Origin of the sequence: Gallibacterium genomosp. 1 (assembly GCF_001678575.1) — a bacterium.
Lineage (GTDB): Bacteria > Pseudomonadota > Gammaproteobacteria > Enterobacterales > Pasteurellaceae > Gallibacterium.
In genome coordinates this window covers 39,276-66,142 of record NZ_JTJP01000007.1, presented here as the reverse complement: position 1 = coordinate 66,142, position 26,867 = coordinate 39,276, and the positions used below count along the sequence as shown (strand labels likewise).

The following is a 26,867-nucleotide window of genomic DNA, read 5'->3' as shown; positions in this document are numbered from 1 at the left end:
ATAGTGATATTAAAAAGAATGATAAATAATTTATTTGGAAATAAAAAAGGAAAGCACAATGAGTCAATTAAAACCGATTTATAACCGTATTTTGCTTAAATTAAGTGGCGAAGCTTTGCAAGGAGAAGAGGGTTTTGGTATTGATCCTTCTATTCTTGACCGTATGGCAATGGAGATTAAAGATTTGCTTGAGTTAGGTGTGCAAGTAGCGGTTGTATTAGGTGGGGGGAATTTATTCCGTGGTGCAAAATTGGCTAAAGCGGGTATGAACCGTGTTGTTGGTGACCATATGGGAATGTTGGCGACTGTAATGAATGGTTTAGCGATGCGCGATTCCTTACATCGTGCCGATGTAAATGCAAAATTGATGTCGGCGTTTCCATTAAACGGTGTGTGTGATACTTATAGCTGGGCGCAAGCGATTCGTTTATTAAGACAGGGGCAAGTTGTTATTTTTTCAGCAGGGACAGGAAATCCGTTCTTTACTACTGATTCAGCAGCTTGTCTTCGTGGTATAGAAATTGAAGCAGATGTGGTATTGAAAGCGACCAAAGTAGATGGGGTTTATGATTGTGATCCGGCTACCAATCCGAATGCTAAACTTTATTCTACATTGACTTATCAGGAAGTGTTGGAAAAAGAGTTAAAAGTGATGGATTTGGCTGCCTTTACATTGGCACGTGATCACGGAATGCCGATTCGTGTATTTAATATGAATAAACCGGGCGCATTGCGTCGCGTTATCCTCGGTGAACCGGAAGGTACATTAATTACAGACAAAAAATAGATTTAAAAATCGTTTTGCATTCGTTACAATTCAAGCCAATCCTTTAAATTAGTAACCGCTAGATGGCGGAAATAGGATTGAAAGAGTAAAAACTGGATTCATATTTGCATAAAATCCATAAGGCGATAAAACCTTATGGATTATTTTGCAAATTAAAACATCAGAAATTGTCATCCCATTCAAAATAAAAGGAACATAGTGTGATTAAAACAATTAAAGATGAAGCGCAACAACGTATGGAAAAAAGTGTTGAAGCGTTAAAAAATCAAATTTCAAAAATTCGTACCGGACGCGCTCATCCAAGTTTATTGGATGGTATTCACGTTGAGTACTATGGTGCAGCAACACCTTTGCGTCAGGTAGCGAATGTAGTGGCTGAAGATGCTCGTACACTTGCTATCACTGTATTTGACCGTAGCCTTATTTCTGCTGTAGAAAAAGCGATTATGGCATCAGATTTGGGATTAAATCCAGCATCTGCAGGTACTATAATTCGTGTTCCACTCCCACCATTAACAGAAGAGCGTCGTCGTGATTTAACTAAAATTGTTCGAGCTGAAGCGGAACAAGGGCGCGTTGCAGTTCGTAATATTCGTCGTGATGCAAATGATAAAATTAAAGCATTATTGAAAGAAAAAGAAATCAGTGAAAATGATGAACGTAAGGCACAGGATGAAATCCAAAAATTAACAGATCTTTATGTGAAGAAAGTTGATGAAGCCTTAGCAGAAAAAGAAAAAGAATTAATGGATTTCTAATTGCAATATGAAGTAACTGGTGCGGCTCGTACCAGTTATTTTTTATTAAAATTTTAGCAGATATGTAAATAGGGATTGGAATTGTTCCTAAACTTGGCTAATAAGATTAATATTACAGCGCTTATCCAATATTGAAATACGTCTATTAACAGATCAATCTAACATTATGAAAAATATCGTTATCTTAGGTTCTACCGGCTCAATCGGGAAAAGTACACTCTCTGTCATTAAACAAAATAAGGATTATCAGGTTTTTGCGTTAGTTGCCAATAGTAATGTTGAGCTGATCACAGAGCAATGTTTAGAATTTGAACCGCTTTTTGTTGCTTTAGCAAACCATGATGCTGCTAAACAGGTAGCGGAAAAATTAAAACGACAAGGTTGTGCGACAGAAGTATTGGCGGGCGAAGAAGCGATTTGTGAATTGGCGGCACACGAAAAAGCAGATATGGTAATGGCGGCAATTGTTGGTGCGGCAGGATTATTACCGACTTTGTCGGCAATTAAAGCAGGCAAACGTATTTTGTTGGCAAACAAAGAATCTTTAGTAACTTGCGGACAGGTTTTTCTCAATGCAGTAAAACAATATGGTGCAACATTATTGCCGGTGGACAGTGAACATAATGCGATATTTCAATCATTACCAGTGGAAGCACAACAAAATATCGGTTTTTGTGAATTACAACGCTTAGGTATTAGTAAAATTGTGCTAACCGGTTCCGGCGGACCATTCAGAACTAAACCGTTGGATGAGTTTGAAACTATTACTCCAGCACAGGCTATTGCGCATCCTAATTGGTCTATGGGAGCAAAAATCTCTGTTGATTCTGCCACAATGATGAATAAAGGGCTGGAATATATTGAGGCTCGTTGGTTATTTAATGCGAGTGCGGAACAGATGGAAATTATTATTCATCCGCAATCAATTATTCATTCAATGGTACGTTATATTGACGGTAGTGTTATTGCACAAATGGGTACTCCAGATATGCGGACACCTATTGCTGAAGCGATGTCTTACCCGAAACGGATTGTTTCCGGGGTAGCACCATTAGATTTTACCAAAATTTCTGAGTTAACTTTTATGGAAGCGGATTTTCAACGTTATCCTAATTTAAAGTTAGCGATTGAAGCATTTGCTGCTGGACAATATGCAACAACAGCAATGAATGCCGCAAATGAGGTAGCGGTTGAGGCATTTCTACAACAAAGACTTAAATTTACTCAAATTGCCGAAATCAATCGATTTGTTGTCGAAAAAATTCCTTCACAAGCAATTAATTCAGTAGATGATGTGTTAGATGTTGATAAAATCGCCAGAGAAATTGCTAATGATCGTATTTTAAGTTTTTAATCTATAGTTCACGTGGTATATTGTCGCTCGATTTTAATTAGTCTATTTGGTGAAAAATGTTGTTAGATCCGGAAAATATTCCTCAGCACGTTGCTATCATTATGGATGGCAATGGTCGCTGGGCAAAACAAAAAGGTAAATTGCGCGTTTTTGGGCATCGAAATGGTGCTCAAGCAGTTAGACGTGCAGTTTATTATGCGGCACAAACCGGTATCAAATATTTAACACTTTATGCATTCAGCAGTGAAAATTGGCAGAGGCCAGAGAATGAAGTGAATGCACTAATGGATCTTTTTATTAGAATGCTTGATCTGGAAGTGAATAAATTGCATAAGAATAATATTCGATTAAATATTCTTGGCGATATTTCCCGATTCAGTGAAGGATTACAAAAACGAATTCATTATGCGGAACAGCTCACACAAAATAACACCCAATTAACGCTAAATATTGCTGCTAATTATGGCGGCAGATGGGATATTTTACAGGCAGCAAAACATATGTGTTATGAAGTTCAGCGTGGCGTTATTGAGTTGGAAAATGTGGATGAATCTCTGTTTTCAAATTATTTAACAACCGAAAATCAACCGATGGTTGATCTTTTGATCCGTACCAGCGGTGAACAACGCATCAGTAATTTTTTGCTGTGGCAAGCGGCTTATGCTGAATTCTATTTTACAGAAGTTTTATGGCCAGATTTTTCAGAGCAAGAGTTTGAACAAGCATTATATTTTTATCAACAACGGGAGCGCCGGTTCGGAGCCCTTTCAAAAGGATCATAGGAGTCTATTTTGTTAAAAGCTCGAATTTTGTCTGCATTGGTATTAGTTGCCATTGTTTTCATTGTATTATTTGTTTTTCCTCCATTGCTGTTTGCTTGTACTGTAGCATTGTTGGTTACTTTGGCAGTGTGGGAATGGACGCAATTTGCTAATATTAAACAACCGATTGTTCGCCTGATTATTGCCACGATTGCTGCGGCATTTCTTTATTTATTTCTTTATGCTAATAGCGATTATATTTCAGTTGGTAATATTCTGAATAATATGTCTGAATTATTGATTGTTTCTTCATTGGTATGGTGGATTATTGCTTTTTGCTTGGTGTTGAGTTATCCGAAAAGTACAGCATTTTGGGGAAATTCTAGCATTGCCCAACTGTTATTTGCATTTTTTACTTTAGTTCCCTTCTTTTTAAGCTTGATGGCATTACGCTTTTATCATTACAACAGCAATCCGTATCAAGGTATTGTATTGTTACTTTATGTGTTTTTATTGGTTTGGGCAGCGGATACCGGCGCCTATTTTGCCGGTAGGAAATTTGGTAAACATAAGTTAGCACCTAAAGTTTCTCCGGGGAAAACGTGGCAAGGAGCGATTGGTGGTGTATTATTGTCTGCATTGGTAGCTTGTATTTTTCTTAGCATTACACCTTTTTATCAACAAAGCGATCTCTCATTTCTACAATTAATTACAGTATCTATATTAACTGTGTTTGTATCTATTCTTGGCGATTTAAGTGAGAGTATGTTTAAACGCCATTGCGGCATCAAAGATAGTAGTCAATTGATTCCGGGACATGGCGGTATTATGGATCGTATTGACAGTTTAACTGCTGCGTTGCCTGTATTCAGTGCCTTTTTCTTTGTTTTAAATTAAGGATTGCTATGCCATCATTTTTGTGGACAACTTTATCATTTATTGTTGTTATTGCTATTCTCGTGTTTGTACACGAATTTGGGCATTTTTGGGTAGCTAGACGATGTGGGGTAATGGTGCAACGTTTTTCCATAGGCTTTGGAAAGGTAATATGGCGCAAGACGGATAAATATGGTACTGAGTTTGCTATTTCCCTTATTCCTCTCGGTGGCTATGTCAAAATGTTGGATGAGCGCAATGAAACTGTTGCACCGGAATTGCGTCAAAAGGCATTTAATTATCAACCTGTACGTAATCGTCTGCTGATTTATGCCGCTGGGCCATTAGCGAATTTTTTATTTGCACTGTTCGCTTTTTGGATCGTATATCTGATAGGCATTCCTACTTTGCGTCCTATTATTGATAATATCCGTCCTGACTCTATTGCAGCACAGGCAAAATTGCCAAAAGATTATCAGATTACAGCTATTGATCAGCAGGCCATTCATAACTGGGAAGATGTTAATCTAGTGTTAGCGGCGAAAATGGGGGAACCTTCCGTAACTATTTCTTTACGGGATACCACATCAGATAATTCTGTGAATAAAGTGTTGCACTTGGAAAACTGGCATTTTGATCCAAGTGAACAATCGGCAATGACGGCATTGGGAATTGAGCCGAAAGCAACAAAAATTGAAAATGTGATTGCTAAAATATCAGAAAATTCTCCGGCACAAAAAAGTGGCTTGAAAGTTGGTGATCAGATAGTGGCAATTAATGGACAGAAAGTGAATTGGCGACAGTTTGTTGAAGCAATTCAACAATATAAATTACAGCCTTTTGAATTGACAATTCAAAGAAATGGTCAAGCACAAATAGTTAAGATTCAACCTGAATTAAACGAAAAAGGAAAGCCTTATATCGGTGTGATGCCAACAGTACATCAAGTTGATGCAAAATATATTGAAACGCAGCAGTATGATCCGCTTTCCGCATTTTCACATTCGTGGCAAATGGTAGAGCAGTTGTCGTGGGCGACACTAAAAATTATTGGTAAACTTTTTACTGGTGAGGTTGGTCTAAACAGCTTAGGAGGGCCAATTTCGATTGCACAAGGAGCGGGTATATCATCGGAAAATGGTTTTACCTATTTCTTACGTTTTATGGCATTGATCAGTGTAAACTTAGGAATGATGAATTTGTTTCCATTGCCAGTTTTAGATGGTGGTCAAATAGTGTTTTTATTAATAGAAGGAATCACTAAACGACCAGTATCGGAAAAAATACAGAATATTGCATACCGAATTGGGATTGCATTACTATTATGGCTCACGGTTTTTGTATTATTTAATGATATAATGCGTTTATAATACAACCGTAAAAAATGAGATTTTACTGTTATTCGAACAACAGGATTAAGCAATATGAAAAAACTTTTATTAACCACTTTATTATTCAGCAGCACAACAACGTTTGCTGCACCGTTTGTAGTAAAAGATATCCGTATTGATGGCGTAGCGGCGGATAATAAGCCTGCCGTTATGGCACAATTGCCGGTTAAAGTAGGGCAAACTATTACAGATCGAGATATTGCGAATGTTGTGCGGACTTTATATTTGAATGGTTCTTTTGCTAATGTACAAGCTTCACAGGAAGGGAATACACTAGTCGTTAACGTAACTCAACGGGCTACGATCAGTAGCCTTGAAATTTCTGGCAATGATTCGATTCCAAAAGACGCATTACAACAAAATTTAGATGCTAATAATATTAAACAAGGTAGTCTATTGAATCGTGAAAAAATGGACGCATTCAGCACGGAACTGGTTAATTATTATCATTCTATTGGTTTTTATAATGCCAAAGTGCATTTTAATGTCGATACCGTCAACGGTAATCAAGCTAATGTGAAGTTAGAGATTGTAGAAGGTGATCGTGCATTGGTGAAACAGATCAAATTTGAAGGAAATAAATCTTTTGATAGTTCTACTTTATTAGAGCAGATGGAAATTCAGCCAGATGTGTCTTGGTGGAATTTCTTTGCCAGCAGTAAGTTAGATCAACAAAAATTCCAAAAAGATTTACAAGCATTAAAAACTTTTTATCTCAATCACGGTTATCCGAAATTCAATATTATCGATGTGAAAACTGATGTTAGCGAAGACAAGAAAGACATCAACATTACCATTGACGTTTCCGAAGGCGATAAATATGAAGTGAGCGGTGTTCGTATTGTCGGTGATACTGCCGGTTTATCAGATGAAATGCAGCCGTTGTTGAAAAAAATCTATGTTGGTGAGTTGTTTAACGGCGATAACGCTAAAGATGTGGAAGACGGCATTAAGAATATTTTAGGTAATCATAGTTATGCCGCAGCTCAAGTGAATTTAGTACCGGAATTTGATGAAGCTAATCATAAAGTGAATTTGACTTATGTAGTGGATGCAGGTCGTCGTTATTATGTGCGAAATATCATATTTAAAGGAAATGATGCCAGTGCAGATAAAACATTGCGTCAAGAAATGCGTCAACAGGAAGGTGCATTGTATTCACTTTCTGCAATTCAACAAGGTAAATTACGTTTAGAGCGTACTGGTTTCTTTGAAACGGTTGAAAGCAGCACAGAAATGGTTAATGGCACTAATGATCAAATGGATGTCATCTATAATGTAAAAGAGCGGAATACCGGAAGTATCAACTTCGGTATTGGTTACGGTACTGAAAGCGGTTTAAGTTATAACGCTAGCGTGAAACAGGATAATTTCTTGGGAACAGGGGCATCGGCTAGTTTATCAGGTACAAAAAATGATTATGGTATGAGTATCGCATTAGGTTATAACGAGCCTTATTTTACTAAAGATGGTGTCAGTCTTGGCGGAAGTGTTTTCTACGATAAATATGATAACTCGAAAAATGATGACCAAGCATCCTACTCAAAAACCTCTTATGGTGTAGATGCTACTTTAGGTTTTCCTGTTAATGAAAATAACTCTTACTATCTTGGTTTAAGTTACGCACATAATAAATTAAAAGATATCGATCCTGAATATCATCGTGCGCTTTATCTTGACTCTATCAAAGCGGATTCTTGGGAATTCTCCAATGATGATTTTGATTTTAGCTTAGGTTGGGTTTACAACAGCTTGAATCGTGGTTTCTTCCCGACTCAAGGGGTGAAAGCAACTATCGGTGGTAGAGTGAGTATTCCGGGTTCTGATAACAAATATTATAAATTGAATGCCAATATTGTTGGCTATTATCCATTAAATCGAGATAATTCGTGGGTAATTTCCGGACGAGCAGGCATTAACTATGCTAATGGTTTTGGTGGTAAGAAATTACCGTTTTATCAATATTATACTGCTGGTGGTATAGGCTCATTGCGAGGATTTTCTTATGGTTCTGTAGGTCCAAATGCATTGTATATCGATACCAATATATGTAAGCCGGTAGTAGGAAACAAAGTTAATACAGACTTTAATTGTTATAAAGATGGTATTGATGACGATGTGGTTGGTGGTAATGTAATGGGAACCGCAAGTGTTGAGTTGATTATGCCGACACCGTTTGTTAGCGATAAGAATCAAACTTCAGTAAGAACTTCGTTATTCGTAGACGCGGCAAGCGTTTGGGATACACATTGGGATAAGTCATTATCAACACAAGGTATTCCAGATTATAGCGATCCAAGCCGAATTAGAGCATCAGCAGGGATTTCGTTTCAATGGCAATCACCGATTGGGCCATTGGTATTCTCTTATGCAAAACCTATTAAAAAATATGATGGTGATGATATTGAACAGTTCCAATTTAGTATTGGTGGTTCATTCTAAATCATTAAAAAGGGAACTTATTAAAGGATAAGTTCTCTAATATACTCAATAATTTAAAAATCGTTAGGAGTTTTTTATGAAAAAATCATTAAAAGTTGCAGGATTAACTTTAGCATTGGCGAGCAGTGCATTATTTGCTTCAGCAGCAAATGCAGAGGAAAATATCGTATTTATTAATTCTGCTTATATTTTCCAACACGCACCGGAACGTGAAGCGGCATTGAAAAAATTGGATGCTGAATTCAAAACACCTGTAGAGGAATTACAGAAGAAAGAAAAAGTAATTATGGATAAAATCCAAAAATTACAGAAAGATGCGAAAAACTTACGTCAAGCAGATATCAAAAAACGTGAAGACGAAATCAACAAATTACGTGTTGACTATGATAAAGAAGCTAGTGAATTACAACAAAAAATCAATGCTCGTCGTGCAGAAGAGGATAATAAAGTTGTTGAGTCTATTCAAAAAGTAATTAATGAAATTGCTAAAGAGAAAAAATACACTTTCGTGATTGATGCAAATGCTGTTGCTTTTGCTACAGATAACAAAAATATTACTAAAGATGTAATGGCTAAACTTGCACCGGCAGCAGATAAAAAATAGGAGCTCGCTGGAATATGCAACAATACCGTCTAATTGATTTGGCGGAAAAAGTCGGCGGTACTCTTAAGGGTAACGCCGATATTTTCGTTGAGAGTATTGCACCATTGGAGCGTGCGACATCACAACAGTTAACTTTTATTTCCAATCCTAAGTTTCGACCTTTACTTGCACAAAGCCAAGCTGGTGTGTTGTTGGTTAGCGAAGCCGATTTGCCTTATTGCGCTGATGATCAGAATGTGATTGTTGTGAAAGATCCTTATGTAGCTTATGCAATTTTGGCACAATTAATGGATACTACACCGCAACCTTCTGCCGATATTGCAGAAAGCGCAGTGATTTCTACAAGCGCATTATTAGGAAAAAATGTCAGCATTGGAGCGAATGCCGTAATTGAAGATGGAGCTATCATTGGTGATGATGTTTGTATTGGTGCCGGATGTTTTATTGGTAAAAATGCTAAAATTGGTGCAAGAACAAAATTATGGGCAAATGTATCGGTTTATCACAATGTTGAGATCGGTGAAGACTGTTTAATTCAATCCTCGGCAGTTATCGGTAGTGATGGATTCGGTTATGCAAATGAGAAGGGGAAATGGATTAAAATTCCTCAAACTGGTAGCGTAATTATCGGTAATCGTGTTGAAATTGGAGCTTGCACCTGTATTGATCGTGGTGCATTAGATTCCACCATAATTGAAGATAATGTAATTATTGATAACCTTTGCCAAATTGCACATAACGCCCATATCGGTACCGGAACGGCAGTTGCCGGAGGTGTGATTATGGCAGGCAGTTTGCACGTTGGGCGTTATTGCTTGATTGGTGGTGCAAGCGTAATTAACGGTCATATGGAAATTTGTGATGGTGTTACCATTACTGGTATGGGGATGGTGATGCGTCCGATCACCAAACCAGGCGTCTATTCTTCAGGCATTCCGTTACAAACTAATAAGGAGTGGCGTAAGACCGCAGCTTTAACATTGGGCATTAACGATATGAATAAGCGTTTGAAAGCGTTAGAAAAACAAATTAAGAATATCAACAATTAACTCTATTTTTAAGGGGCAACTACAGTGACAACCGAACGAGAACCACGAATAGTCGATATTGATGAAATTATGCAACTTTTGCCACACCGTTACCCATTTTTGTTGGTTGATCGAGTGCTGGATTTTGAAGAAGGAAAATGGATTAAAGCGATCAAAAATGTAAGCGTTAACGAGCCTTGTTTTACCGGTCATTTCCCTCAGAAACCGATTTTCCCTGGAGTATTAATTCTTGAAGCATTAGCACAGGCAGCCGGTGTATTGGCATTTAAAACGACACAACTTTCTGAAAATGAGCTTTATTATTTTGCAGCGATTGATAATGCTCGTTTTAAAAAACCAGTGTTCCCGGGAGATCAATTGCTGTTAACGATTGAATTTGAACGAGAAAGACGTGGTGTAATGCGTTTTAAAGGTGTGGCAACAATTGATGGTCAATTGGTGTGCGAAGCTGATTTGATGTGTGCCAGACGAGGAGTGTAATATGATCCATCCAAGTGCCAAGATTCATTCGACAGCTATTGTCGAAGAGGGGGCGAAGATCGCCGAAAACGTGGTGATCGGCCCGTTTTGTATTGTAGAGAAAACAGTCGAAATCGGAGCGAATACTATATTAAATTCACACATTGTAGTAAAAGGCAAAACGAAAATTGGTGAAAACAACCATATTTTCCAATTTGCTACTATTGGTGAAATTAATCAGGATTTGAAATATGCTGGTGAAGCGACAGAAACGGTTATTGGTAATAATAACCGTATCCGTGAACACGTTACAATCCATCGAGGCACAGTGCAAGGCGGTGGAATCACCAAAATTGGTGATAATAATCTATTTATGGTGAATGCGCATATTGCACACGATTGTCAAATTAAAAATAACTGTATTTTGGCTAATAATGCAACATTAGCAGGACACGTTCAATTAGATGATTTCGTCATCGTAGGCGGAATGTCAGCTATCCATCAATTTGTTATTGTTGGTGCGCATGTAATGTTGGGTGGTGGTTCAATGGTAAGTCAGGATGTGCCACCATATGTGATGGCACAAGGAAATCACGCTCGTCCATTCGGTATCAATATTGAAGGATTGAAACGGCGTGGTTTTGATAAGTCGACACTACACGTTATTCGTAGTGTTTATAAATTGATCTATCGTAGTGATAAAACTTTAGAAGAGATTATGCCGGAAATTGAGCAGATTGCTTCAACTGAGTCCTCAATCAGTTTCTTTATTGATTTCTTTAAACGTTCAACACGTGGCATTATTCGTTAATTGTTGTATTTATATTATTAATTGAATCTAAACCGTACTTTATATACCAATAAAGTGCGGTTTATTTATCAAAACTTGTTAGCAGCTATAACTTCACCATTTACGGTGGCAGAATGTATTTAATTTGGGAGCAGTGTAGCCCTTCCAGATCAAAGAATTTATAGAGAATATTTTATCTGATTTTCTATAAATTAAGAGATTGAAACAGCAAACGTGTTGAATAAGGAGAAAGAGAATGCAGGATCTTCAGCTTAGTGTGAATTATGCACCTACTATTGCGATTGTTGCTGGAGAGGTGTCCGGTGACACATTAGGTGCAGGATTAATTCAAGCCTTAAAAATTCGTTATCCGCAAGCGAAATTTATCGGTATCGGTGGCACTAAAATGCAACAGCAAGGTTTTGAGTCGCTTTTTGATATGGAAGAGTTGAGTGTTATGGGGTTAATGGAAGTAGTGAAACATTTACCTCGTTTGTTAAAAATACGCCACTCACTGATTGAACAATTATTAAACTTAAAACCAGATGTTTTTATCGGGATTGATGCGCCGGATTTTAATATTGATGTTGAATTAAAACTTAAGCAGAACGGCATTAAAACCTTGCATTATGTGAGTCCGTCAGTATGGGCGTGGCGACAAAATAGAATTCATAAAATTGCTAAGGCAGTAAATATGATGTTGGTTTTTATGCCGTTTGAAAAGGCGTTTTATGATAAACATCAAGTGCCTTGCCGTTTTATAGGGCATACTTTGGCGGATGCCTTACCATTGAAACCTGATCGATTAGAAGCTTGCCAGTTTTTACAAATTGATCCGCAGCAACGTTATTTATCGATTTTAGTTGGTAGTCGCCATAATGAAGTTGCTTTTTTGGCGGAAACTTTTATTAAAACCGCTATTTTGCTTAAACAACAATATCCAGATATCAAATTATTAGTACCGTTGGCGAACGAGAAACGTCGTCAACAGTTTGAGCAAATTTTGCAGCAGACTGCACCGGATCTGGAAATGATTTTATTAAATGGACACGCTAAGCAGGCGATGATTGCGGCGGAAGCGACATTATTGGCATCCGGCACGGCAGCATTGGAAGCAATGTTATGTAAATCACCGATGGTAGTTGGCTATAAAATGAAAGGCAGCACTTATTGGTTAGCAAAACGATTAGTGAAAACCAATTATATTTCCTTGCCTAATATTTTAGCGAATAAAATGTTGGTGCCGGAGATGATTCAAGAACAATGTGAGCCGACATTATTGGCAGAAAAATTGACAATCTACTTTTCTGAAAGTGAACAGGATCGCCGCTATTGTGCTGAATTACGGCAAACGTTTACCGATTTGCATCGATCTATCCAACAAGATGCGGATAAATTAGCGGCAGAAGCGGTAAGCGATATTTTAGAAGGAAATATTGAAGTATGACCGATTTTGTCTATCCGAATGCAAAACTGATTGCCGGCGTGGATGAGGTCGGTCGAGGTCCATTAGTCGGTGCAGTGGTAACAGCAGCAGTGATTTTAGATCCAGAAAGACCGATAGCCGGTTTAGCCGATTCTAAAAAATTGTCTGAAAAAAAACGTCTGTTACTTGCTGAAGAGATAAAAGAAAAAGCGTTAGCGTGGAGTTTGGGTAGAGCAGAAGCAACAGAGATTGATCGGATTAATATTTTACAAGCAACAATGTTGGCGATGTGCCGTGCAGTACAAGGATTACACATTCAACCGGATTTTGTCTTGATTGACGGTAACAGAATTCCATCAGCGTTAAAGATAGCAGCACAAGCAGTGGTAAAAGGAGATAGTTTAGTAGCGGAAATCAGTGCGGCATCCATTTTGGCAAAAGTTGCACGAGATCAGGAAATGTTATTATTGCATCAAAAATATCCGCAATACGGCTTTGATCGTCACAAAGGTTATCCGACCAAATTGCATTTGGAATCGATTGAAAAATATGGCATTTTGGCTGAACATCGACAAAGTTTTGCACCAGTAAAAAAATATATAAAAGGATAAATTATGAAAAAACAGCTATTAGCATTATTGGCACTTTCTATGGTGACCACAGTTTTCGCCGATAACGCGAAAATTATTGCGCAATTAAAGAAATTGGGCGTTGAAAAAGTGGAAGTTCAAGATTCGCCATTAAATGGCTTGAAAGCGGCAGTTACCGATCAAGGCATTTTATATGTTTCTGAAGATGGCAAATATGTATTGCAAGGTAATTTATATCAATTAACCGATAGCGGTGCGATTAATCTTTCTAATAAATTATTAGTGGCACAAGTAGAAAATTTAAAAAATGAGATGATTGTTTATCCAGCAAAAAATGAAAAATATGTTGTTACGGTATTTATGGATATTACCTGCCATTATTGCCATATTCTGCACGAACAGCTGAAACAATATAATGATTTGGGCATTACCGTACGTTATTTAGCTTTCCCAAGAGGTGGATTATCTAGCCAAGCTGCTCAGCAAATGGAAAGTATTTGGACGGATAAAGATCCATCATATGCTTTGAATGAAGCTGAAAAAGGTAATTTGCCGACCAAAATGAAAACGCCGAATATCGTCAGCAAACATTACCAATTAGGTTTACAATATGGCGTGCGTGGCACACCGAGTATCATTTTGCCTAGTGGTGAATTGTTGGGAGGTTATGTGCCTCCGCAAGAGTTGTTAAAAATTTTACAAGAGTAATACTTGAAGGCTTAAAAGCAGAATTGTAGTAGATAGAGCAGTAAAAATAGTATGAACGATCAGGCTGTAAAAATTATTCAACGGAGAGAAGTTGCAAACGGAGTTCAAGTGAATGCAGATCCGTTATTGGATCGCATTTATCGCAGTCGAGGCATAGCATCTGAAGCGGAACTAAATTATGCCTTGAAATATATGTTGCCGCCCTCTTTATTGACGCATTTGGAGCAAGCAACTGAATTATTGATTGAATCCTATCATCAACAAAAGCGGATTGTGATTGTCGGTGATTTTGATGCGGATGGTGCAACCAGTATTGCAGTTGCGGTATTCGCTTTACGTCAGTTAGGGTTTCAATCAGTTGATTTTTTAGTGCCGGATCGTTTTGAACAAGGTTATGGCTTGAGTGTTTCTGTGGCGCAAGATGCGCTAGATAAACAGGCGCAGTTAGTGATTACTGTTGATAACGGCGTTTCTTCACTAGAGGGTGTTGATTATTTAAAACAACATCAGGTGCAAGTGATTGTTACCGATCACCATTTGCCGGGTGAAAAATTACCAAATGCCGATGTTATTGTGAATCCTAATTTAGTGCATTGCGGTTTTCCATCCAAATATCTCGCTGGAGTGGGGGTGACTTTCTATTTAATGGTGGCGTTACGCGCTGCCTTTCGCCAACAAGGGCTTTTTGCGGATAAAAAAGAGCCTAACTTTGCGGAATTATTGGATTTTGTCGCATTGGGAACGGTGGCTGATGTGGTGCCGTTGGATCACAATAACCGCATTCTTGTTTCTCAAGGCTTGGCAAGAATACGCACACAACATTGCCATTGTGGAATTCGTGCTTTAATTGAAGTTGCTAATCTTGATATTACACAAATAGTTTCTAGTCATTTAGGTTTTTCTATTGCTCCCCGATTAAATGCTGCCGGTAGAATTGATAATATGTCGATTGGCGTGGAGTTACTTTTATCAGAAACAATGGAACAGGCGCGAGCGTTAGCGCTGGAATTGGATACACTTAATAAAACACGCAAAGAGATAGAAATTGGGATGAAACAGGAAGCATTGCATTATTTGCGTGAGTTAAAACCGATCTATCAGGAAGATACTTTTGCTATTGCGCTTTATCGTCCGGATTGGCATCAAGGCGTATTAGGCATTTTAGCGGCAAGAATGAAAGATCAATTTCATCGTCCGACAGCGATTTTTACACAGGAAGATGAGGGCATTTTGCGTGGTTCTGCGCGTTCAATAGAAGGTTTGCATATTCGTGATCTGCTTGATCATATCCATTGTCAACATCCTGAAATCATTATTAAATTCGGCGGTCACGCAATGGCAGCCGGTTTGAGTATTCACCAGAGATATTTTCCGGAATTTCAACGATTGTTCAACCAGTATGCAAAAGCTTGGTTGAATGAAAAATCATTACAAGGTGTTATTTATACTGATGGTGAATTAGGCGCTCAACAAATGAATGTAACAACGGCGGAAATGTTGCAATTTGCCGGTCCGTGGGGGCAACATTTTCCAGAGCCTCAATTTGATGGAGAATTTCGCATCTTACAGCAACGACTTGTAGGGGAAAAACATCTAAAAATGTTGCTGGAACCGATACAGGGAGGAGGATTGTTTGATGCAATTCAGTTTAATGTCGATACTAGACGGTTCCCTGATTTATCGATTAAAACAGCACGGATGGTCTATCATCTTTCAATCAATGAGTATAGATGTAATAGACAAGTGCAACTATTAGTCAATTATATAGAGGTATTGGAATAAATAATGAACAGTATTAAGTTGGCAATGCAAATTTTTTATTTTTTGCTTTTTGCGTTATCGGCGACGGTGAGTTACGCAGAACAGTTGCCGATTTTTAAAGATGGTAAGGACTATTTTTCCTATAAGCAACCGATACAAGAAGAACCGGCAGCAGACAATAAGATCAAAATTAAATTTTTCTTTTCCTATGAGTGTCGTATTTGTTTAATGGCGGCGGATAATTTGAGTTTATATAAACGAATGAATCCGGATAAAGTTGATATTGAATGGATTCCGGCGGCGACACCGGGAGGTTATTTTTCGGCAGCGGTTTATTACTCTCTAGAGAGTATGGGACATCCGGATCTTGCTGATCTGTTTATTTTTGATACGGCGGAACAAAAGTTTAATCGAAATAATCGCCATCGAGGGAAATTCTTACAAGAGTGGTTAACACGTAAACAAATTAATCTTGAGACTTTTTTAGAGGTGTTTAATTCGGAATTAGTTGCCGCTAAAGTGAATCAATCTATTAATTCGACATCAAAATATGGGGTATTTACCTTGCCGTTTGTTTCGGTTAATGGGCGTTATGTTTTAACTGGTAGTACACTCTATAATGATGATTACACGATGGCGGTTTTGGATTCATTAACAGCAAAAATTGTACAAGAACAACGAGGAAAAAAATGAAACTAGGTATTGTTGGTGCAATGGCACAAGAGGTCGAAATATTACAAAGTTTAATGAAAAATAAACGGATAAATAGATTAGCGAATTGTACAATTTACGAGGGAGAAATTGGTCGTCATCAGGTGGCGTTACTGCAATCAGGAATTGGTAAAACCGCAGCAGCAATGGGAACAACCGCATTGATTTTAACTTGCCAACCGGATTGTATTATTAATACTGGTTCGGCAGGTGGTTTAAATCCACAATTAAATATCGGCGATATTATTATTTCTGATAAAGTGTGCTATCACGATGCTGATGTAACTGCTTTTGGTTATGCTAAGGGGCAGTTGCCAGCGTGTCCGGAAAAATTTACGGCAGATGCGAAATTGATTGAAATTGTGAATACAGTGGTAATCGAGCAGGCGCAAAATGCTGTGATTGGTTTAGTCTGTTCCGGAGATCAATTTATTAATGGTGCCAATATGATTGCTCGAATTCGTCAGGATTTCCCTGAAGTTGCGGCGGTGGAAATGGAAGCGGCAGCGATAGCTCACACTTGTTACGCTTTTAATGTGCCGTTTGTTGTTATTCGCGCCATTTCCGATGTGGCAGATAAAGAATCACATATCTCTTTTGATGAGTTTTTACCGATAGCGGTCAAACAATCATCCAAGATTGTGTTGGCAGTGTTGGAAAAGTTAGCGTAAATCACTGAAAATAAAACAGAACAAAAAAGAATCCGTATCCAAAAAGTTAGTTTTCTAACTGATTAAGATGCGGACTTTTTTAGGCATAGTGGACAAGAGTGTTGGTAATAATTACCAAAATAATTAAGACCAACACTTTTTCTATTATTGGGAGCTTTCTATTTCTCGCCGTGTTTTTCCAACCATTGTTGCATAAATTTAATTTCTGCTTGTTGGGCTTTAATAATATTTTCAGCAAGTTGTCTTAGTTCTGGATCTTTACCATATTTCAATTCGACTTCCGCCATTGCTACTGCACCTTGATGGTGTGGCAACATTCCGGCAGCGAATGCAATGTCTGGATCTTGATGGGCAATGCCTTTCATCATTGAATCGTGCATTGCGCCCATAGATTGCATATAAGCTTCATTTGCTGCTGACATCTGGTGGGAATGGGACATTTCGGCAGAGGCATAAGAGGCAAATGCAAAAATAGCAATCGCTGATAGTAGTTTTTTCATTATTACTCCTTTGCTTAAGTTAATAAAAAATCAAAACGGTTGTTAGCATAAGCCTTTCCCTAACTGGAATCAAAATACCTTAAATTGAGTAATTTCGTTTACCAAAAATAGCTGTGCCGATGCGTACCATCGTAGAACCACAAGCAATTGCTGTTCTCATATCGTCTGTCATTCCCATTGATAATGTATCGATTTTTTGTTGAGGGAAGCGTTGTTGTAGTTGTTGTAAAAGTAATTTCATTTGATTGAAAATGGTAATTTGTTGGTTAATGTCTTCTGTTGGAGCTGGAATCGCCATAAGTCCGCGTAGTTGTAATTTTGGTAATTTAATAATTTGTTGTGCTAGCTCTTCCATTTGTTGTGGTGCAATACCGGATTTTGAACTTTCATCGCTGATATTAATTTGGATTAATATTTGTAGTGGGTTTAGATTATCAGGTCTTTGTTGGTTTAGGCGTTCGGCAATTTTTAGACGATCGATTGTTTGTACCCAATCAAAATGTTCTGCCACAATACGCGTTTTATTGGATTGTAATGGACCGATAAGATGCCAGGTAATATCGTTGATATTTTGTTGTTGTGCCAGCTGAATTTTTTCCACACCTTCCTGTACATAATTTTCACCGAATTGACGTTGTCCGGTGTGATAAGCTTTGAGAATGTCGGCGAAAGGTTTAGTTTTGCTGACAGCCAAAAGTGTTACCTCTTGAGTGGGATGACAATCCGCAATCTGTTGGCGAATATGTGCTAAATTTTGTGCAATCTCCATTTTTATCTCCTAAATGCTTAAAACGGTTTTTATTATAGAAAAATTTCTCATTATTCTCATAATTTTATTTGACAAGTGGAATGAATTTAGGTACTTATTATCACCATTGAAATTTAAAAGCGTTATAAAGATTCCTATGACAATGACTGTTATTACGATGACCCGCATTATGATGACCATTATTATTAGTGGGGCGGGTTAGCACTCAAAAAACAGGATTGTTAAACCCGCATCTTAAAAAATGCGGGTTTTTTTATGGGTAATGTTTTAGATAATTTTCAAAATACAATAAAGAGGACAACATCATGCGAGTATTAAAATTTGGCGGAACATCATTGGCAAATCCGGAACGTTTTTCTCAAGCGGGTGAGCTTATTCTGCAAGCACATTTAAAAGATCAGGCAGCAGCGGTACTTTCTGCCCCAGCGAAGATCACCAACTACTTGGTGGCATTGGTTGATAAGACAAATAAAGGTGAGGATAAACAACAGGATTTCAAAGAAGCAAAGCAAATTTTTGAGAATATTTTGAGTGGTTTGAAGCAAAAAAATGCAAAATTTGATGATGATAAATTAAGAAAAGTTGTCCAAAAGGAATTTGACCAAATAGAATCTGCCCTCTCCCAATTTTCTCCTCAATCTCAATGCCCAGATAATATTAATGCTTCAATCATTTCTCGTGGTGAAAAACTGTCAATTGCGATGATGGCAGCTTGGTTTGAAGCGCAAGGTTACCAAGTATATGTGATTGATCCAGTAAAACAATTATTAGCACAAGGGGAATATTTAGAGTCTTCTGTTGATATTGAGGAATCCACTAAACGAATTAATGCACCGTCAATTCCAAAACAGAGTGTGGTGCTAATGGCAGGATTTACCGCCGGTAATGATAAAGGCGAATTAATGGTGTTAGGTCGCAACGGTTCGGATTATTCTGCAGCGGTTTTAGCTGCTTGTTTACATGCAGATTGTTGCGAAATCTGGACTGATGTGGATGGTGTTTACACTTGTGATCCGCGTTTAGTGCCAGATGCGAGATTGTTGGAAACAATGTCTTATCAGGAGGCGATGGAGCTTTCCTATTTTGGTGCGAAAGTTATTCACCCACGTACCATTGCACCGATTGCTCAATTTAATATTCCTTGTTTGATTAAAAATACCGGTAATCCAAGTGCAGCAGGCACATTGATTGATGGCAATGTGCATTCTGAAACCTTGCAGGTGAAAGGTATTACCAATTTGAATGACGTGGTAATGTTTAATGTTTCCGGACCGGGAATGCAAGGAATGGTTGGTATGGCAGCACGTGTTTTTGACACAATGTCAAGAGCTGGCATTTCTGTTATTTTAATTACCCAGTCTTCATCAGAATATAGTATTAGTTTTTGTGTACCACAAAAATCTGCTACTAAAGCGAAGAGTGCTTTAAAACGTGCTTTTGCTAATGAATTGTCTTCTGGTGCTTTAGATGAAATTGAAATTTTGGATAATTTGGCAATTATCTCTGTTGTTGGGGACGGAATGCGTAAAAGTCGTGGTATAGCCGCAAAATTCTTTACTGCATTAGCACAGGCGAATGTCAACATCGTTGCGATTGCTCAAGGGTCGTCTGAACGTTCTATTTCAACTGTAGTGCCACAATCAAAAGCAATAGAAGGAGTAAAAGCAACACATCGTGCGTTGTTTAATAGTCAACAATCATTGCGTATTTTTTTGGTCGGAACAGGTGGGGTTGGCGGTGAGTTATTGGATCAAATCGCTCATCAACAACAGTTTTTAGCTGAAAAAAATATTGCTATTCGTGTTTGTGGAATAGCAAATTCAAAGCGTCTTTTATTGAATGTTGATGGTTTGGATTTAACTGATTGGCGTGAAAAATTGGAAAACTCCAATGAACACTTTTCTTTACATCGTTTTATTGATGCGGTGGAAGATCAACACGTCCTTAATCCGATTTTTGTAGATTGTACTTCCAATCAAGAGATTGCAGATAGTTATTTAACTTTCTTAAATGCCGGTTTTCATGTAGTGACACCTAATAAAAAAGCGAATACATCAAGTTTGGCGTATTATCATAAATTGCGTGATACAGCCTTGGTTAATCAACGTCTTTTCCTTTATGACACTAATGTTGGTGCCGGTTTGCCGGTGATTGAAAATTTGCAAAATTTATTAGCGGCAGGTGACGAAGTTGAGTTGTTTGACGGCATTTTATCTGGTTCACTTTCCTTTATTTTCGGTGAACTGGAACAAGGAAAATCATTATCTGAAGTGACACGTTTAGCTAAAGAAAAAGGCTTTACTGAGCCCGATCCTCGTGATGATCTTTCTGGGCAGGATGTGGCACGTAAATTATTGATTTTAGCACGTGAAACCGGTTTGGAATTGGAACTTAAAGATATTGAAGTGGAAGGTGTGTTGCCGAAAGGCTTTGCTGAAGGTAAATCAACCGCTGAATTTATGACAATGTTGCCTGAATTGGATGAAGAGTTTGCAAAACGAGTGCAAGCGGCACAGGCAACAGGCAAAGTGTTGCGTTATGTCGGTGAAATCAATCACGGTAAGTGCAAAGTGGCGATCAAAGCGGTAGATGCGGAAGATCCACTCTATAAAGTGAAAAATGGTGAAAATGCATTAGCATTTTATACTCGTTATTATTCACCAATTCCTTTATTATTACGGGGTTATGGTGCAGGAAATAATGTGACTGCCGCCGGAATTTTTGCAGATATTTTGCGGACTTTACGCCGTTAATAAAGAGGATTGATTATGTTACGAATTTATGCGCCGGCTTCAAGTGCCAATATTAGTGTTGGATTTGATACTTTAGGGGCAGCAATTTCACCGATTGATGGTTCATTGTTGGGTGATATTATTCAAATTGAGGATTGTGTAAACCAATTTGAATTTGAAAGTGTCGGTTATTTTGTGCGTAAATTGCCGAAAGAGCCACAGAAAAATATTGTCTATCAGGCTTATGTGTTGTTTAGTGAACGTTTGAAACTACGCAATCATACATTAAAGCCATTACGTTTAACCTTGGAAAAAAATATGCCGATAGGTTCAGGATTGGGTTCAAGTGCCTGTTCAATTGTGGCTACATTGGTGGCATTAAATCAATTCCACCAAGAACCGTTTTCTGATATGGAATTGTTGGAGATGATGGGGGAATTGGAAGGCAGAATCTCCGGTTCAATTCACTACGATAATGTTGCTCCTTGTTTTATGGGGGGCGTGCAGTTTATGGTGCAGTCGCTAGGGTCAATTTGTCAGCGTTTACCATTTTTTGATCATTGGTATTGGGTTTTGGTTTATCCGGGAATTAAAGTTTCCACTGCAGAAGCGAGAGCTATTTTGCCGAAAAGTTATACTCGTCAAGATGTGATTGCTCACGGCAGACATTTAGGGGGATTCGTACACGCTTGTCATACTCATCAAGAAAATTTAGCCGCCATTATGATGAAAGATGTCATTGCAGAGCCTTATCGCCAGCAATTATTACCAAATTTTGCAGAAGTGAAACAGGCAACACAGGATCTTGGGGCGTTGGCAACAGGTATTTCAGGTTCAGGGCCAACAATGTTCGCTATTGCACCGGATTTAACCACCGCAAATAAAGTGGCGGATTATTTAGAAAAACACTATTTACAAAATAATGAAGGTTTTGTGCATATTTGTCAGGTCGACAACCAAGGTGCAAGACAACTTAGTTAAGGAATAAAAGGAAAAAGAATGAATTTATACAACATCAAACATCCGGAAGAGAAAGTCAATTTTTCACAGGCAGTGCGTCAAGGATTAGGAAAAGATCAAGGTTTATTTTTCCCAGAAACATTGCCGCATTTTGAGAATGTTGAAGAATTATTAGCACTGCCTTTGGTAGAGCGTAGTCAACGAATTTTATCTGCTATAATTGGTGATGAAATTAGTGCTGAACAGTTAGCAAATATGGTAGCAAAAGCGTTTACCTTTTCGGCACCTTTAGTCAAAGTTGAAGATCATATTTATGCATTGGAGTTGTTTCACGGTCCGACATTGGCTTTTAAGGATTTCGGTGGACGCTTTATGGCTCAAGCATTAGCAACTGTTCGTAAAGATGGCAAAATTACTATTTTAACAGCAACTTCAGGCGATACCGGTGCGGCGGTGGCACACGCATTTTATGGATTGGAAAATATTGATGTAGTAATTCTCTATCCGAAAGGTAAAATCAGTGTGTTGCAAGAAAAATTATTCTGCACCTTGGGGGGCAATATTCGTACTATCGCCATTGAAGGCGATTTTGATGCTTGTCAAGCTCTAGTCAAACAGGCCTTTGATGATCAGGAACTGCGTAAGGCAATTGGTCTAAATTCAGCGAATTCAATTAATATTAGTCGTTTATTGGCACAAATTTGTTACTATTTTGAAGCGTTCGCACAATTACCGAAAGCGCAACGTCAAAATGTGGTAGTCTCTGTGCCAAGCGGTAATTTTGGGAATTTAACTGCGGGATTAATCGCAAAAGCTATAGGTTTACCTATTAAGCGTTTTATCGCTGCAACCAATGCTAACGATACCGTACCACGTTATTTGCGTTCTCATCAATGGCAACCGAACGCTACAGTGGCGACATTATCCAATGCAATGGATGTTAGCCGTCCAAATAACTGGCCACGCGTTGAGGAGTTATTCCATCGTAAAAATTGGCCATTGAATGACTTGCATTCCGATAGTGTAACTGACAATGAAACTGAGCAAACATTGAAGGATATGTTTGCTAACGGATACCTATGTGAACCACACGGTGCTATTGCTTATCGAGTGCTTAAACAGGATCTACAACCGGAAGAAACCGGTATTTTCCTTTGTACGGCACATCCAGCAAAATTTAAAGAAAGTGTTGAACGAATTTTAGAGACTGAAGTGGCATTACCGGAAGCATTGGCTAAACATAACGCCTTACCATTATTATCAATTACAATGCCAGCGGATTTTGATAAATTGAAAGTGTTTTTGTTAAAAGAAATTACTAATTAATAATAAAATAAAGGTGACAAATTTAAATGTCACCTTTTTTATATTCTAAATAAATTGATAAACAATTTGTTGATAATAAGGTTGAAGCGCTTTTTGGATTCCGCCATATTGATACCATTCCGGATGATTTGGGGTGTCCGGCAATGCTTCAGGCTCTAACGCAATGGCTTGATAATTTTGATATTTTCCAGTGTGGCTTGGGGTGCCAGCAAGGAAATTACTGCTATAAACCTGAATGGCATTTTGTGTGGTGGAGAGCAGTAGTGTTAAATCACTCGAAGAGGAAGTCAATTTGGCGGCCGGTCTTAGTTGACCGTTTTTACCTTGCAGCAGAAACGCATGATCATAACCACCGACCGCTTGCTGATCGGCATCTTTTAGAAAGTCGGTAGCGATGATTTTTGCTGTTCTGAAATCAAAATGTGTTGCCTCAACTGCGGTCAATGGACGATTTGGAATACCCTCTGCGTTGACCGGCAAATAGTAATCGGCAAACAGTTGTAATTGATGTTGACGAGCATCAGTAACGCCTTCATCAAGATTAAAATAACTATGATTGGTTAAATTTAATGCGGTGTCTTGATCACATTTTGCTAAGAAATCAATGAATAATGCATTATCATCAGTTAAGCGATATTTTAGAGTAATCTGTAAATTACCGCTAAAACCTTGATCACCATCCGCTGAAAAGAGGGAAAAAACAGCTGTTTGTGCACCGATATGTTCAATTTTCCAACGGCGTTTATCAAAGCCGGCACCACCGTGCAAGGTGTGTTTATTATCTTGATTTTTCACGATCTTTTGTGTTTTTGCGGCTAAACGGAATTGACCTTGATTGATACGATTAGCGAAACGTCCGATAGTAGCCCCTAAAAACGCTTGGTTTTCTGCTAACTTCGAGAGAGGGCAGCTACAAACTGTTTCACGAAGTTTGCCTTTTACTGGCACTAAAATGGATAAAATGGTCGCGCCCCAATCGGTTAATTGCACTTGCATTCCGTTTTTGTTTGTGAGTGTCACCAATTGATAGGGCAAGTTATCTGCGGCGATAATTTTTGTTGCAGTTAGCATAAATGAACCCCTTGTGAAGCGGTACAAACATAGAAATCTTCTTTTAAGCCTGTCTGTTTTTGATAGTTGTCGGCGATTATCTTACGCACAGACTCCACTTTTTCAAATGGTGCAATGGCGACAATACAACCTCCAAAACCGCCACCTGTCATTCTTGCACCGCCGCTATTGCCTATAGCTAGTTGAGCTAATTCCACCAAATAATCAATTTCCGGTACGGTGATTTCAAAATTATCACGCATAGATTGGTGTGATTGAGCCATTAATTCACCTAAATATTTGATATTGTTCTGTTTTAGAGCTTCAACTGCTTCCAATACTCTAGCATTTTCGGTAACAATATGTTTAGCTCGTTTATAAGCTAACGGGTCACGTTGTTCCAACTCTTTTCCGTAAGCATTAAAATGTGCCATACTCACATCTCTTAATGCCTTTACACCAAAAAACTTAGCTGCGGTTTCACATTGCTGACGACGTGTATTATATTCACCATCAACCAGATCGTGTTTGACGTGAGAATTTATAATCATAATGGCTAAGTTATCCGGAATCGGTGTTGGAATTGTCTCTAAACTACGACAATCAATCATCATTGCGTGGTGGTGTTGTCCTAAGGCAGAAATAAGCTGATCCATATTACCGCATTGACAACCGACAAAAAGATTTTCTGCTTTTTGACCAATTAAGGCGAGCTGTGTATTAGTTAGTGGTAGATTTCCTAGTTGTTGGCAGAATTTGCCGGTTGCCACTTCCAATGCGGCGGATGAGCTTAACCCTGATGAAAGCGGAACATTACCGCTAATCACAATATCTGCTCCTTGTGTAAAATTAGGGCAGGCTTGCTGAATAAAATAGACAACGCCTCGAACATAATTACACCATTTCCGTTCACTCGGTTTAATTTCTTGCAACAATGAAAATTGATCCTGTTCATCTAAATCAGCGGCATAAACATTAAAATGATGATCATCTCGTGGTTTCCCACAAATTGAAGTGCCGTAATTAATGGCACAAGGCATAACGAAACCGTCATTGTAGTCAGTATGTTCACCGATTAAATTTACTCTACCGGGTGCATAAACTTGCAATGTCGGTTGAGTGGTAAAACGTTCAATAAATACTTTTTTGGCAATTTCAATAGGTTGCATAAATTCCTCTCAATCAAATTTGGCTGTAATGGGTGGTGGATAATGCGGCTAGTCGAGCGGCTGCCTGTTCTGCGGTTAAATCACGTTGTGATTCAGCTAGCATTTCGTAACCAACCATAAATTTACGCACTGTTGCTGAACGCAACAGTGGTGGGTAAAAATGGGCGTGTAATTGCCAATGTTGCTGATCTTGATTAGTGAATGGCGCACCGTGAAAGCCCATTGAATAAGGGAAAGAGGTCATAAAAAGATTGTCATATTTTGTTGTTAATTGTTTCAAAGCGGTGGATAAATCACGACTTTGTGAGTCGTTTAATTCTGTCATTCGAGTTACGTGAGCTTTAGGCAAGAGTAGTGTTTCAAACGGCCAAACTGCCCAAAACGGCACAACGGCAAGCCAATGTTCAGTTTCTACCACAATACGTTCTTTCCGTTCCAATTCTTGTTGGGCATAATCGACCAACAATACAGAATGATGTTGCTGAAAATATTGACGTTGCATTTGATCTTCGCGCGTAATTTCATTTGGTAAAAAACTGTTTGCCCAAATTTGGCCGTGTGGATGAGGATTGGAACAACCCATTGCTGCCCCTTTGTTTTCAAAAATCTGTACCCACGGATAGGTTTTCCCTAATTCTTTAAGTTGTTGTTGCCACACTTGAATAACCTGAAAAATTTCTTGTTCAGTCAACAGCGGTAAGGTTTTGCTGTGATCTGGAGAGAAACAAACTACACGACTTTCACCGGTTGCTTGGCTAAATTGAAATAATGGATTAGTACTTATTGGTGGTGCTGGTGTTTCATTCAATAGTGCTGAAAAATCATTTTTGAAGACAAAAGGTTGGGTATATTGTGGATTTTGTTCACCCGTGATGCGTCTGTTTCCCGGACAAAGATAACAGCTTGGATCGTAACTTGGTTTTTGTTCATCTGTTGCTTTTTCCTGTTGACCTTGCCAAGGGCGTTTTGCTCGATGTGGTGAAACCAGCACATATTCGCCTTTTAATGGATTATAACGGCGATGTGGATGTTCTGTAGGATCAAAAATTTCGCTCATAAAGTATTCCTTGCTATCAAATGTAAACGGTTACAATTTAATGCGTAAGATACCAATTATTTTCGCAATAAACTGTTATCCAGATCACAAAAAGAACATATTTTTAGTACGATGTATCTATTTAGCGTTATTATTTACGAAAATAATGTAACAAAGATTGGTATAG

Annotated in this window: 25 protein-coding genes; 20 read left to right on the top strand and 5 right to left on the bottom strand. The window is 38.3% G+C overall.

Annotated features, from left to right (window positions below; translation table 11 throughout):
* Positions 1-58 precede the first annotated feature (58 nt).
* The 17 genes from pyrH (at position 59) to mtnN (ending at position 17,138) form a co-directional block, all read left to right on the top strand.
* Positions 59-787 carry a UMP kinase gene (gene pyrH, locus QV04_RS01855; protein WP_021461169.1) on the top strand — a complete coding sequence of 243 codons (729 nt, stop codon included), beginning with the start codon at positions 59-61 and terminating at the stop codon, positions 785-787.
* Positions 788-987: 200 nt separating this feature from the next.
* Positions 988-1,545, top strand: a complete 558-nt coding sequence (frr, locus tag QV04_RS01850; RefSeq protein WP_021461170.1) for a ribosome recycling factor — start codon at positions 988-990, stop codon at positions 1,543-1,545.
* A 166-nt stretch (positions 1,546-1,711) separates the two neighbouring features.
* Positions 1,712-2,899: a 1-deoxy-D-xylulose-5-phosphate reductoisomerase gene (gene ispC / locus QV04_RS01845; RefSeq protein WP_065230414.1), complete on the top strand. Its 1,188-nt coding sequence runs from the start codon at positions 1,712-1,714 to the stop codon at positions 2,897-2,899.
* 56 nt (positions 2,900-2,955) lie between these two features.
* Positions 2,956-3,681, top strand: coding sequence for a polyprenyl diphosphate synthase (gene uppS, locus QV04_RS01840; RefSeq protein ID WP_065230415.1), 726 nt, complete (start codon positions 2,956-2,958; stop codon positions 3,679-3,681).
* A gap of 9 nt (positions 3,682-3,690) precedes the next feature.
* Positions 3,691-4,557 (top strand): CDP-archaeol synthase, encoded by an 867-nt coding sequence (locus QV04_RS01835; protein ID WP_039136078.1) that lies wholly within the window; start codon positions 3,691-3,693, stop codon positions 4,555-4,557.
* An 8-nt stretch (positions 4,558-4,565) separates the two neighbouring features.
* Positions 4,566-5,906, top strand: a complete 1,341-nt coding sequence (gene rseP / locus QV04_RS01830; protein ID WP_065230416.1) for a sigma E protease regulator RseP — start codon at positions 4,566-4,568, stop codon at positions 5,904-5,906.
* Between the two features lie 54 nt (positions 5,907-5,960).
* Positions 5,961-8,369 (top strand): outer membrane protein assembly factor BamA, encoded by a 2,409-nt coding sequence (bamA, locus tag QV04_RS01825; RefSeq protein WP_039171596.1) that lies wholly within the window; start codon positions 5,961-5,963, stop codon positions 8,367-8,369.
* A 76-nt stretch (positions 8,370-8,445) separates the two neighbouring features.
* Entirely contained in the window at positions 8,446-8,973 is a 528-nt protein-coding gene (locus QV04_RS01820; RefSeq protein ID WP_039171594.1) for an OmpH family outer membrane protein, read from the top strand.
* Positions 8,974-8,987: 14 nt separating this feature from the next.
* Positions 8,988-10,022, top strand: a complete 1,035-nt coding sequence (gene lpxD / locus QV04_RS01815) for a UDP-3-O-(3-hydroxymyristoyl)glucosamine N-acyltransferase (protein WP_039171592.1) — start codon at positions 8,988-8,990, stop codon at positions 10,020-10,022.
* A gap of 24 nt (positions 10,023-10,046) precedes the next feature.
* The gene (fabZ, locus tag QV04_RS01810; protein ID WP_013746660.1) at positions 10,047-10,502 is read left to right on the top strand and encodes a 3-hydroxyacyl-ACP dehydratase FabZ; all 456 of its coding nucleotides are present in this window, start codon (positions 10,047-10,049) and stop codon (positions 10,500-10,502) included.
* Position 10,503: 1 nt separating this feature from the next.
* On the top strand, positions 10,504-11,292 hold the full coding sequence (gene lpxA, locus QV04_RS01805) for an acyl-ACP--UDP-N-acetylglucosamine O-acyltransferase (RefSeq protein ID WP_039136066.1): 789 nt from the start codon (positions 10,504-10,506) through the stop codon (positions 11,290-11,292).
* A gap of 235 nt (positions 11,293-11,527) precedes the next feature.
* On the top strand, positions 11,528-12,718 hold the full coding sequence (lpxB, locus tag QV04_RS01800) for a lipid-A-disaccharide synthase (RefSeq protein ID WP_065233121.1): 1,191 nt from the start codon (positions 11,528-11,530) through the stop codon (positions 12,716-12,718).
* A complete protein-coding gene (gene rnhB, locus QV04_RS01795) occupies positions 12,715-13,308 on the top strand; it encodes a ribonuclease HII (protein ID WP_039136062.1) in 594 nt (197 codons plus the stop codon). Before lpxB ends, rnhB begins: the two co-directional genes overlap by 4 nt.
* Positions 13,309-13,311: 3 nt before the next feature.
* Positions 13,312-13,995, top strand: coding sequence for a bifunctional protein-disulfide isomerase/oxidoreductase DsbC (gene dsbC / locus QV04_RS01790; RefSeq protein ID WP_039136059.1), 684 nt, complete (start codon positions 13,312-13,314; stop codon positions 13,993-13,995).
* A gap of 51 nt (positions 13,996-14,046) precedes the next feature.
* Positions 14,047-15,777 (top strand): single-stranded-DNA-specific exonuclease RecJ, encoded by a 1,731-nt coding sequence (gene recJ / locus QV04_RS01785; protein ID WP_065233120.1) that lies wholly within the window; start codon positions 14,047-14,049, stop codon positions 15,775-15,777.
* A 3-nt stretch (positions 15,778-15,780) separates the two neighbouring features.
* On the top strand, positions 15,781-16,449 hold the full coding sequence (locus tag QV04_RS01780) for a thiol:disulfide interchange signal peptide protein (protein WP_039136054.1): 669 nt from the start codon (positions 15,781-15,783) through the stop codon (positions 16,447-16,449).
* A complete protein-coding gene (gene mtnN, locus QV04_RS01775) occupies positions 16,446-17,138 on the top strand; it encodes a 5'-methylthioadenosine/S-adenosylhomocysteine nucleosidase (RefSeq protein WP_065230425.1) in 693 nt (230 codons plus the stop codon). The genes QV04_RS01780 and mtnN overlap by 4 nt, the downstream gene beginning before the upstream one ends.
* Before the next feature lie 158 nt (positions 17,139-17,296).
* Here mtnN and QV04_RS01770 read toward each other — a convergent pair whose 3' ends face one another.
* Entirely contained in the window at positions 17,297-17,638 is a 342-nt protein-coding gene (locus QV04_RS01770) for a DUF305 domain-containing protein (RefSeq protein WP_065233119.1), read from the bottom strand.
* A gap of 79 nt (positions 17,639-17,717) precedes the next feature.
* The gene (locus QV04_RS01765) at positions 17,718-18,407 is read right to left on the bottom strand and encodes a YggS family pyridoxal phosphate-dependent enzyme (protein ID WP_065230427.1); all 690 of its coding nucleotides are present in this window, start codon (positions 18,405-18,407) and stop codon (positions 17,718-17,720) included.
* 305 nt (positions 18,408-18,712) lie between these two features.
* On the opposite strand from QV04_RS01765, the gene thrA reads away from it, so the two are divergent.
* The 3 genes from thrA to thrC are packed head-to-tail and all read left to right on the top strand — an operon-like array spanning position 18,713 to position 23,425.
* The gene (thrA, locus tag QV04_RS01760; protein WP_065230428.1) at positions 18,713-21,160 is read left to right on the top strand and encodes a bifunctional aspartate kinase/homoserine dehydrogenase I; all 2,448 of its coding nucleotides are present in this window, start codon (positions 18,713-18,715) and stop codon (positions 21,158-21,160) included.
* Between the two features lie 15 nt (positions 21,161-21,175).
* Positions 21,176-22,120 carry a homoserine kinase gene (gene thrB, locus QV04_RS01755; RefSeq protein ID WP_065230429.1) on the top strand — a complete coding sequence of 315 codons (945 nt, stop codon included), beginning with the start codon at positions 21,176-21,178 and terminating at the stop codon, positions 22,118-22,120.
* An 18-nt stretch (positions 22,121-22,138) separates the two neighbouring features.
* Positions 22,139-23,425, top strand: a complete 1,287-nt coding sequence (gene thrC / locus QV04_RS01750) for a threonine synthase (protein WP_065230430.1) — start codon at positions 22,139-22,141, stop codon at positions 23,423-23,425.
* A gap of 45 nt (positions 23,426-23,470) precedes the next feature.
* Here thrC and QV04_RS01745 read toward each other — a convergent pair whose 3' ends face one another.
* The 3 genes from QV04_RS01745 to galT are packed head-to-tail and all read right to left on the bottom strand — an operon-like array spanning position 23,471 to position 26,701.
* On the bottom strand, positions 23,471-24,496 hold the full coding sequence (locus QV04_RS01745) for a galactose-1-epimerase (RefSeq protein WP_065230431.1): 1,026 nt from the start codon (positions 24,494-24,496) through the stop codon (positions 23,471-23,473).
* Positions 24,490-25,644, bottom strand: a complete 1,155-nt coding sequence (gene galK, locus QV04_RS01740; RefSeq protein ID WP_039088455.1) for a galactokinase — start codon at positions 25,642-25,644, stop codon at positions 24,490-24,492. Before galK ends, QV04_RS01745 begins: the two co-directional genes overlap by 7 nt.
* A 13-nt stretch (positions 25,645-25,657) precedes the next feature.
* Positions 25,658-26,701 carry a galactose-1-phosphate uridylyltransferase gene (gene galT / locus QV04_RS01735; protein ID WP_039088457.1) on the bottom strand — a complete coding sequence of 348 codons (1,044 nt, stop codon included), beginning with the start codon at positions 26,699-26,701 and terminating at the stop codon, positions 25,658-25,660.
* Between the last annotated feature and the right edge of the window lie 166 nt (positions 26,702-26,867).

Coding starts and splice junctions, on each gene's coding strand:
- pyrH (WP_021461169.1), top strand. CDS start 59: ATGAGTCAATTAAAACCGATTTATAACCGTATTTTGCTTAAATTAAGT.
- ispC (WP_065230414.1), top strand. CDS start 1,712: ATGAAAAATATCGTTATCTTAGGTTCTACCGGCTCAATCGGGAAAAGT.
- uppS (WP_065230415.1), top strand. CDS start 2,956: ATGTTGTTAGATCCGGAAAATATTCCTCAGCACGTTGCTATCATTATG.
- rseP (WP_065230416.1), top strand. CDS start 4,566: ATGCCATCATTTTTGTGGACAACTTTATCATTTATTGTTGTTATTGCT.
- bamA (WP_039171596.1), top strand. CDS start 5,961: ATGAAAAAACTTTTATTAACCACTTTATTATTCAGCAGCACAACAACG.
- QV04_RS01820 (WP_039171594.1), top strand. CDS start 8,446: ATGAAAAAATCATTAAAAGTTGCAGGATTAACTTTAGCATTGGCGAGC.
- lpxD (WP_039171592.1), top strand. CDS start 8,988: ATGCAACAATACCGTCTAATTGATTTGGCGGAAAAAGTCGGCGGTACT.
- lpxA (WP_039136066.1), top strand. CDS start 10,504: ATGATCCATCCAAGTGCCAAGATTCATTCGACAGCTATTGTCGAAGAG.
- lpxB (WP_065233121.1), top strand. CDS start 11,528: ATGCAGGATCTTCAGCTTAGTGTGAATTATGCACCTACTATTGCGATT.
- rnhB (WP_039136062.1), top strand. CDS start 12,715: ATGACCGATTTTGTCTATCCGAATGCAAAACTGATTGCCGGCGTGGAT.
- dsbC (WP_039136059.1), top strand. CDS start 13,312: ATGAAAAAACAGCTATTAGCATTATTGGCACTTTCTATGGTGACCACA.
- recJ (WP_065233120.1), top strand. CDS start 14,047: ATGAACGATCAGGCTGTAAAAATTATTCAACGGAGAGAAGTTGCAAAC.
- QV04_RS01780 (WP_039136054.1), top strand. CDS start 15,781: ATGAACAGTATTAAGTTGGCAATGCAAATTTTTTATTTTTTGCTTTTT.
- mtnN (WP_065230425.1), top strand. CDS start 16,446: ATGAAACTAGGTATTGTTGGTGCAATGGCACAAGAGGTCGAAATATTA.
- QV04_RS01770 (WP_065233119.1), bottom strand. CDS start 17,638: ATGAAAAAACTACTATCAGCGATTGCTATTTTTGCATTTGCCTCTTAT.
- QV04_RS01765 (WP_065230427.1), bottom strand. CDS start 18,407: ATGGAGATTGCACAAAATTTAGCACATATTCGCCAACAGATTGCGGAT.
- thrA (WP_065230428.1), top strand. CDS start 18,713: ATGCGAGTATTAAAATTTGGCGGAACATCATTGGCAAATCCGGAACGT.
- thrB (WP_065230429.1), top strand. CDS start 21,176: ATGTTACGAATTTATGCGCCGGCTTCAAGTGCCAATATTAGTGTTGGA.
- thrC (WP_065230430.1), top strand. CDS start 22,139: ATGAATTTATACAACATCAAACATCCGGAAGAGAAAGTCAATTTTTCA.
- QV04_RS01745 (WP_065230431.1), bottom strand. CDS start 24,496: ATGCTAACTGCAACAAAAATTATCGCCGCAGATAACTTGCCCTATCAA.
- galK (WP_039088455.1), bottom strand. CDS start 25,644: ATGCAACCTATTGAAATTGCCAAAAAAGTATTTATTGAACGTTTTACC.
- galT (WP_039088457.1), bottom strand. CDS start 26,701: ATGAGCGAAATTTTTGATCCTACAGAACATCCACATCGCCGTTATAAT.